An 8481-nucleotide genomic window follows, 5' to 3' on the forward strand; every position below is an offset into this window, starting at 1 on the left:
GCGGTCGGTTCTCACAAAAACAGGTGGTCAGTCGTTGAGCAAGCGCCCGTGACGCAGCGCTTCGCGCCCCGCCACCTTGGCCAGCCAGAAACCCGCTTGGGCATAACGTAGCCGTTCAACGGCAAACAACACCCCCGAGGTGCCTGCGCAGATAATGCTCACGCGGTCTTCCAGGGGGTCAATCACTTCAAAAATCGGCTCGCCCTTCTCGATCCAGTCGCCGGCTTTACGCAGGTAACTGATCACCCCGGCGTGGGGCGCGAACAGCAATTCGGTGCCTTCGAAGGGCACGCCTTCGCACGGTTCGTGTTGCGGCGCCGGCCATTCGCCCTTGATCAGGCCTTGCTCGGCGAGAAACGCGAGGATGCCTTCGGCGTGGAAGATCGCTTCGTCACGACCGGTGTCCGCTTGACCGCCCAACTCCAAGGTAGTCGCCAGGCAGGCCAGCGGGATCTGCGCGTCAGGAAAGGCGCGGGACAGACGCAGCCACGGCAACGAGCAGGCCTCATCAAACGAGCTGCCGCCGGAATCTTCCGCGAGCAGACCGACTTTCACATTCAAGTGCGCCGACAGCGAACGCCACTGCGGCCAGTGCTGGGGCAGCGCGTACATGTGCAGTGCGGCTTCGGCGTCGCAGTGCAGGTCGAGGACGATATCGGCGCTGCACGCATGGCTCAGCAGGATGCGCTGCATGCCTTGCAACTGGCTGCTCGGCTCGGGCAATGCGTTAAGCGCATCGGCCATCGCTTGGCGAATCATGCGCACGTTGGCGTGAGCATCATCCCCCAGCTTGCCTGTGAGCAACTCGGCCACCGGCTCGCTCAACTCAACGAAATCGCGGTTGAAATTCTTGCCGCTGCCCACTTCGAAACGGCCCTGGTGGCTGCCTTGCAGCAACTGGCCCAGGCCCATCGGGTTGGCCACCGGCACCAGCTCGATCACGCCGTTGAGGGCACCTTGCGCTTCAAGTTCGGCGAGGCGTTTTTTCAGCTCCCACGCGGCGCGCATGCCGGGCAATTCATCGGCGTGCAGGCTGGCCTGGATATAGGCCTTGCGCTCGCCACTGCCGAAACGGAACACGCTCAGTTGGCGCTCGCAGCCCAGGTGGCCCCAGGGCAACAGGTGATCGATACGTTCCATATCAGTGCTTCCGTGGAGCCAGGTAGCTCAGCCAGCGGCGCTCGGCCAACTTGAACAGGCGCACCAGGATAAAGGTCAGGCACAGGTAGAACACGCCGGCGGTGATGTAGGCTTCGAACGGCAGGTAAAACTGCGCGTTGACCGTGCGCGCGGCACCGGTGATGTCGATCAGGGTGACGATGGACGCGAGACTGGTGGTCTGCAGCATCATGATCACTTCGTTGCTGTACTGCGGTAGCGCGCGGCGCAGGGCCGACGGCAGCAGGATGCGGCGGTACAGCTTGTAGCGCGACATGCCCATGGCCTTGGCCGCTTCGATCTCGCCATTGGGGGTGGCCTTGAGGCTACCGGCAATGATCTCGGCGGTGTAGGCGCTGGTGTTGATCGCAAAGGCCAGGCACGCGCAGAAGGTCGCACTGGACAGCAGCGGCCACAGGAAGCTCTCGCGCACCGCTTCGAACTGCGCCAGGCCGTAGTAGATCAGGAACAGCTGCACCAGCATCGGCGTGCCGCGGATCACGTAGGTGTAGAGCCAGGCCACGCCGTTGACGACCGGTTGCTTGGACACACGCATCAAGCCCAGGGGCAAGGCGGCGAGCAGGCCGAAGAACAGCGAGATGGCGAGCAGTTTCAGGGTGGTCAGCAGGCCGCCAAGGTACAGCGGCATGGCCTCCCAGATGACGTTGTAGTCGAAGATCATAGATCAGCCGCCCTTACGCCTACCGAGTAGCGCTTCTCAAGATGACGCAAGGCCAGCAACGACACACTGGTGATCACCAGGTACATCGCCGCCACTGCGAGGAAGAAGGTAAAAGGCTCGCGGGTGGCATCAGCCGCCTGCTTGGCCTTGAACATCATGTCTTGCAGGCCCACCACCGAGATCAGCGCGGTGGCCTTGGTGAGTACCAGCCAGTTGTTGGTAAACCCGGGGATCGCCAGCCGGATCATCTGCGGCACCATCACCCGGAAAAACACCTGGAAGCTGCTCATGCCATACGCAAGGCCGGCTTCGGCCTGGCCCTTGGGGATGGCCATGAAGGCGCCACGGAAGGTTTCCGAGAGGTAGGCGCCAAAGATGAAACCCAGGGTGCCGATACCGGCGGCCAAGGGGTTCAAGTCGATATAGTCGTCATAGCCGAGCATCGGCGCGACGCGGTTAAGCAGGTCCTGACCACCGTAGAAAATCAGCAGGATCAGCACCAGGTCGGGGATCCCGCGGATCACCGTGGAGTACAAGTCACCCAGCCAGGCCAACCAGCGCACCGGCGACAGGCGTAACGCGACCCCGATCAGACCCAGAACAATGGCCAAGGCCATGGACGACAAGGCGAGCTGAAGCGTCAACCATGCGCCATCGAGGATGACGGCCCCGTAGCCTTTCAACATGATTCAGGTCCTCGAAAAGGGGGATGAAAAAATGGCGCAAACCGCAGGAATTCTGTTGCTTGCGCCATTTCGGACAGATCGCTGCGACGATTTACTTGGCGTCAGCGCCGTAAATATCGAAGTCGAAGTACTTGTCCTGGATTTTCTTGTATTCGCCGTTGGCACGGATCGCGGCAATGGCTGCGTTGATGCGGTCGAGGTTTTCCTTGTCGCCTTTGCGTACGGCGATGCCGATGCCGTCACCGAAGTACTTGGCGTCGGTGAACTGTGGGCCCACGAACGCGTAGCCTTTACCGGCTGGCGTCTTCAGGAAGCCGTCTTGCAGCAGGGTGGCGTCGGCCACGGTGCCGTCGAGGCGACCGGCTTCCACGTCCAGGTAGATTTCGTTCTGCGAGCTGTAAGGCACAACAGTGGCGCCTTTAGGAGCCAAGACTTCCTTGGCGAAACGATCGTGGATCGAACCGCGTTGCACACCGATCTTCTTGCCCTTCAATTCATCCAGGCTGTCGCTGACGGTGGTGCCTTCCTTCATCACCAGTTGCGCTGGGCTGAGGTAGTAACGGTTGGTGAAGTCCACGGACTTCTTGCGGTCTTCCGTGATGGACATGGACGACAGGATCGCGTCGATCTTGCGCACTTTGAGCGCCGGGATCAGGCCGTCGAACTCTTGCTCGACCCAGGTGCACTTGACCTTCATCTCTTCGCACAGGGCGTTGCCGATGTCGTAGTCAAAACCGACGATGCTGCCATCCGGTGCCTTGGAGGCAAACGGAGGGTAGGCCGCTTCGATACCAATTTTCAGGGGCTTGCCTTCAGCGAAAGCCTGCATGGACAGCACGGACAGCGCCAGGGCGCCCAACAGCACGAGTTTCTTCATCTTGGGACTCCATCGGTATAGGGCAAAACAGCAGTATGAGCCATGGCCCACGATGCGACTGAGTGAAACCGAATAGCGGTGCTGCGTCCTACACCAGTTCAACAGTGGAGACGACGAGCGAGTGATCGGCATTCTAACGACAGGCCGGAAGCCGATATTTCCTCAATGCGACAACAATTTACAGAAGCACTGAGAAAGCGGTTCCAGCACATTGACAGCCTCTGAATTTTATGCAGAGACAAAAGATATTAAACCTGTTGATGCTGCAAATTGCGGGCCTATTATTCGCAAACCCTTCTAGCACGGCAAGTGTGGCGTTTAATCTTATGGCTCGGGGTGTCTAAGGCGCGGTTTTTCGGGGCATAAGCGTAGCCCTTTGCCTCAGGTTTGGGCGATGGGTTACACATTTGTGCCACTCGGTAACATTCAGAAACCTCCTACGCGAAAAACCGATATTTATTTGCCTGATGATCATGCGGACCTGTCAGACCCTCCCCCCTACCCACCTTGGATTGCAATCCAAATGTAGGAAAGGCGGTGATTTTGAGAAATCATAAAAAAGCCCCACTCGGCATACACCGAATGGGGCTCTTTCCCACCTACCCCGCCTTACGCGACATTCATGGTCTTGTGTGTCTCAATCAAATGCGCCACTACACCTGGGTCCGCCAGGGTGGAAATATCGCCCAGCCCGTCGTACTCGGCCGTGGCAATCTTGCGCAGGATACGCCGCATGATTTTCCCCGAGCGCGTCTTCGGCAAGCCCGGTGCCCACTGGATGACATCCGGCGAGGCAATCGGCCCGATTTCCTTGCGCACCCAGTTCTTCAGCTCCAGGCGCAGGGCTTCGGTGGGTTCTTCGCCATTCTTCAGGGTCACGTACACATAGATGCCCTGGCCCTTGATGTCGTGCGGCACACCCACCACCGCCGCTTCGGCGACTTTAGGGTGGGCAACCATGGCGCTTTCGATCTCGGCGGTGCCCATGCGGTGGCCGGATACGTTCAACACGTCATCCACACGGCCGGTGATCCACCAGTAGCCATCTTCATCGCGACGGGCGCCGTCACCGGTGAAGTACATGCCACGGAAGGTCTTGAAGTACGTGTCGACAAAACGGTCATGGTCGCCGTACAGGGTACGGGCCTGGCCTGGCCACGAGTCGAGAATCACCAGGTTGCCTTCGGCGGCGCCTTCGATGATGTTGCCCAGGTTGTCCACCAGCGCCGGCACCACGCCGAAGAACGGCCGTGCGGCAGAACCCGGCTTGAGTGCATGGGCACCCGGCAGCGGGCTCATCAGGGTGGCGCCGGTTTCGGTCTGCCACCAGGTGTCGACGATCGGGCAACGGGATTGGCCGACATTCTTGTAGTACCAGTCCCACGCTTCCGGGTTGATCGGCTCACCCACCGAGCCCAACAGGCGCAGGCTGCTGCCATCGACGCCTTCGCAAGCAGCGGTGCCGGACGCCATCATCGCGCGGATCGCGGTCGGGGCGGTGTAGAGGATATTGACCTTGTGCTTGTCGACGATCTTGCCCACCCGGGTAATGTCCGGGTAGTTCGGCACACCTTCGAACAGCAAGGTGGTCGCGCCATTGGCCAGCGGGCCGTAGACAATATACGTGTGGCCGGTGACCCAGCCGACGTCGGCGGTGCACCAGTAGATTTCGCCCGGGCGGTAGTCGAATACGCGCTCGTGGGTCAGGGCCGCGTACAACAGGTAGCCGCCGGTGGTGTGCTGCACGCCTTTCGGCTTGCCGGTGGAACCTGAGGTGTAGAGGATGAATAGCGCTTCTTCGGCGCCCATCTCTTTGGGCGCACACACGGTGCCCGCCACTTTCATCAGGTCTTCGTACCAGATGTCGCGATGCTGGTTCCACTTGATCGAACCATTGGTGCGCTTGCACACGATGACCTTCTGGATGCTGCTGGTTTCCGGGTTGGTCAACGCGTCGTCGACGTTGGCCTTCAGCGGAATCTTCTTACCGGCGCGAATGCCTTCATCGGCCGTGATCACCACCTTCGACTTACAGTCGATGATGCGACCGGCCAGGGCCTCCGGCGAGAAACCACCAAACACCACGGAATGGATCGCACCGATGCGGGTACACGCCAGCATGGCGACCACGGCTTCGGGAATCATCGGCATATAGATGGTTACCACGTCGCCGCGGTGTACATCCTGGCCACGCAGGGCGTTGGCGAACTTGCAGACTTCTTCGTGCAGCTCGCGGTAGGTGATGGTACGGCTCTCGGCCGGGTCATCGCCCTCCCAGATGATCGCCGCCTGGTCGCCGCGCTCGGCGAGGTGACGGTCCAGGCAGTTGTAGGAAACGTTCAGGGTGCCATCGGCGAACCACTTGATGTCGACATGGTGATCGTCGAAAGAGGTCTGCTTCACCGCGGTGAAAGGCTTGACCCAGTCAAGGCGCTTGGCTTGCTCGCGCCAGAAACCGTCGGGGTTGACCACCGACTGCTGGTACATGGCCTTGTAGGTTGCCTCGTCGGTCAGCGTGTTGGCTGCTACTTCGGGGCGAACGGGGTACAGGGAAGCCGCACTCATCTTTCTTACCTCGGTGACATAGTTGTTGTTGTATGACCCAGTTGTATCCGGGGTGGGCCTATAGAACCATTCGACGATGGTAGTAACAAGACCCTACAAAATGCCCTGCTATCCCCGTTTACCGCTCTGGCCCGCAGCCTGCGGGGCTTTGCGGGTGGGTGAAAAAACCTTTATCACGGGATTGTTACAAAAACCGCCAATAGTCTTTATCAAAAGCACGGGTATATGAATATAACCCGCAGGCCTAGAATCACTTCCGCCAACCAAGGCATTGTGATTAACACAACAGTGATTAACAACGTAACAGCCCCCACGAAGGCACGTTAATCCGAACTAACCAATCCTAAGTTACACACGTGGCCTCACAAGGGCCCCGTGACCCCTTTCGCCCTGAAGAAGGTAAGTAAAGAAATGAAAGCTCTCGTAGTTATGGCCCTCAGCAGCTTGTGCGCCACCGCCGCCCTGGCCGACGAGGCCCCGACCGAGCTGGCCGGCCAGAACGCCCCGATTGTCGAGGACTACACCTATAGCACCAAGCTGGACGTGGCCAAAGTATTGTCCATGAGCACAATCCCGGAAGTCTGCGAAGTTGTACCGGTGAAGATGGAATATGAAGACTCCCAGGGTCAGCGCCATATCCTTAATTACCATGTCATGGGTAATGGTTGCTCTAACGGATAACAACTTCGTTAGTTGGAACAGACCCGGATCTTATTCGCCGCAAGAAATCGTTCTTGCGGCAAAGAACCGGCGCCTGGCACGGCACGCGGTAAATGTGGGAATGGGCTTGCTCCCGATAGCGGTCGTCACTCAGCCCCGCCCCTCCCTTCCTCTCCTCAAAAAGCCCTACCCTACCCCCCACAATAAATAGCCCACCGCCCGTCAAAAATTTCCTACCCCATCAACCCCCCGCAAACCCTCACTCTGGCTCAAATAGCCGCCTTTTTGTCTCTGATCCGAGACCATCCGCCGCAACACAAAGCCGAATTTTTCCCTATAATGCGCGGGTAAATCGGGCCTGCAATATCCCTTTACACAGGGACGAAGAGCCAGATCTTGAGCCTGCGCTGGAGTATGCATCCACCGCTCCGCCCCTCAAGCCTCATGCAGTACCCGTTACCCAATTCCGTTTATTTGCCTGCGCGAGCTGTTGCAACAAACGATTCCTTAAGATCCACCGCGGCCCGAGGGCCGTGTGAACACCCAACCATCCGGTTTCACACGGGCACCTTTGAGCCCTCACGCAGGAGACGACACGTCATGCTGAGCTGGGACGAATTCGACAAAGAAGAAGACGGTGAAGTAGCCACCAAAGGCGCCAACGCCGGCCACGCCACCGAAGCCAACATGGACCGCCTCGACGGTGCCGGTGCCGCTGCCGCCATCGAAGCACGCGCCGTCACCGCCAGTGACTCCGCCGCCATCGTGCGCGCCAAGGCCGCCCTGGACAAACTCGACGTCGCCGAAGGCCTCGCCGAACTCGAAGGCGCCTCCGCCCGCGTCGCCGTTGACGAAAAGCGCATGATCAACTGCCGCGCCGACCTCAACCAACTCGTGCCTTTCAAGTACGACTGGGCCTGGCAGAAGTACCTCGACGGCTGCGCCAACCACTGGATGCCGCAAGAGGTCAACATGACCGCCGACATCGCCCTGTGGAAAAACCCCGAAGGCCTGACCGACGACGAACGCCGCATCGTCATGCGCAACCTCGGCTTCTTCTCCACCGCCGACTCCCTGGTCGCCAATAACCTGGTCCTGGCCGTGTACCGCCTGATCACCAACCCGGAGTGCCGCCAGTACATCCTGCGCCAGGCCTTCGAAGAAGCGATCCACACCCACGCCTACCAGTACTGCATCGAATCGTTGGCCATGGATGAAGGCGAGATCTTCAACATGTACCACGAGATTCCATCGGTGGCTAAGAAGGCAGCCTGGGGCCTGAAATACACCCGCTCGATCTCCGATCCGAAGTTCGAAACCGGCACCGTCGACACCGACAAGGAACTGCTGCGCAACCTGGTCGCCTACTACTGCGTGCTGGAAGGCATCTTCTTCTACTGCGGCTTCACCCAGATTTTGTCCATGGGCCGCCGCAACAAAATGACCGGCGTGGCCGAGCAGTTCCAGTACATCCTGCGCGATGAGTCGATGCACCTGAACTTCGGTATCGACGTGATCAACCAGATCAAGATCGAAAACCCACACCTGTGGGATGCCGAGATGAAGGAAGAAGCGACCCAGATGATCCTGCAGGGGACTCAGCTGGAGATTGAATATGCGCGGGATACCATGCCGCGCGGGGTGCTCGGTATGAACGCCGCGATGATGGAAGACTATTTGAAGTTCATCGCTAACCGTCGCCTGTCGCAAATTGGGTTGAAGGAAGAGTATCCGGGGACGACTAACCCGTTCCCGTGGATGAGTGAAATCATGGATTTGAAGAAAGAGAAAAACTTCTTCGAAACCCGTGTGATCGAGTATCAGACCGGCGGTGCGCTGAGCTGGGATTGATT

7 protein-coding genes are annotated in these 8481 nt (G+C 59.2%); 2 read left to right on the forward strand and 5 right to left on the reverse strand.

Annotated elements, in window-relative coordinates:
* Positions 1-27 precede the first annotated feature (27 nt).
* The 5 genes from BFQ01_RS17215 to acs all read right to left on the reverse strand — a co-directional run bounded on the left by BFQ01_RS17215 (position 28) and on the right by acs (position 5968).
* The gene (locus tag BFQ01_RS17215) at positions 28-1140 is read right to left on the reverse strand and encodes a succinylglutamate desuccinylase/aspartoacylase family protein (protein ID WP_065926196.1); all 1113 of its coding nucleotides are present in this window, start codon (positions 1138-1140) and stop codon (positions 28-30) included.
* 1 nt (position 1141) lies between these two features.
* Positions 1142-1840 carry an ABC transporter permease gene (locus tag BFQ01_RS17220; RefSeq protein ID WP_053140043.1) on the reverse strand — a complete coding sequence of 233 codons (699 nt, stop codon included), beginning with the start codon at positions 1838-1840 and terminating at the stop codon, positions 1142-1144.
* Positions 1837-2526 (reverse strand): ABC transporter permease, encoded by a 690-nt coding sequence (locus BFQ01_RS17225; RefSeq protein ID WP_010208305.1) that lies wholly within the window; start codon positions 2524-2526, stop codon positions 1837-1839. Before BFQ01_RS17225 ends, BFQ01_RS17220 begins: the two co-directional genes overlap by 4 nt.
* A gap of 91 nt (positions 2527-2617) precedes the next feature.
* A complete protein-coding gene (locus tag BFQ01_RS17230; protein ID WP_065926197.1) occupies positions 2618-3403 on the reverse strand; it encodes an ABC transporter substrate-binding protein in 786 nt (261 codons plus the stop codon).
* Between the two features lie 609 nt (positions 3404-4012).
* Positions 4013-5968, reverse strand: coding sequence for an acetate--CoA ligase (gene acs, locus BFQ01_RS17235; protein ID WP_053140037.1), 1956 nt, complete (start codon positions 5966-5968; stop codon positions 4013-4015).
* Positions 5969-6379: 411 nt separating this feature from the next.
* Between acs and BFQ01_RS17240 the strand changes: the two genes are divergently transcribed.
* Both BFQ01_RS17240 and BFQ01_RS17245 read left to right on the forward strand, forming a co-directional pair.
* Positions 6380-6649: a DUF2790 domain-containing protein gene (locus tag BFQ01_RS17240; RefSeq protein ID WP_027607759.1), complete on the forward strand. Its 270-nt coding sequence runs from the start codon at positions 6380-6382 to the stop codon at positions 6647-6649.
* 579 nt (positions 6650-7228) lie between these two features.
* Positions 7229-8479: a ribonucleotide-diphosphate reductase subunit beta gene (locus BFQ01_RS17245; protein WP_024077017.1), complete on the forward strand. Its 1251-nt coding sequence runs from the start codon at positions 7229-7231 to the stop codon at positions 8477-8479.
* Positions 8480-8481: the final 2 nt, after the last annotated feature.

Source organism: Pseudomonas sp. 8 R 14 (assembly GCF_900005955.1).
Taxonomy (GTDB): domain Bacteria; phylum Pseudomonadota; class Gammaproteobacteria; order Pseudomonadales; family Pseudomonadaceae; genus Aquipseudomonas; species Aquipseudomonas marginalis.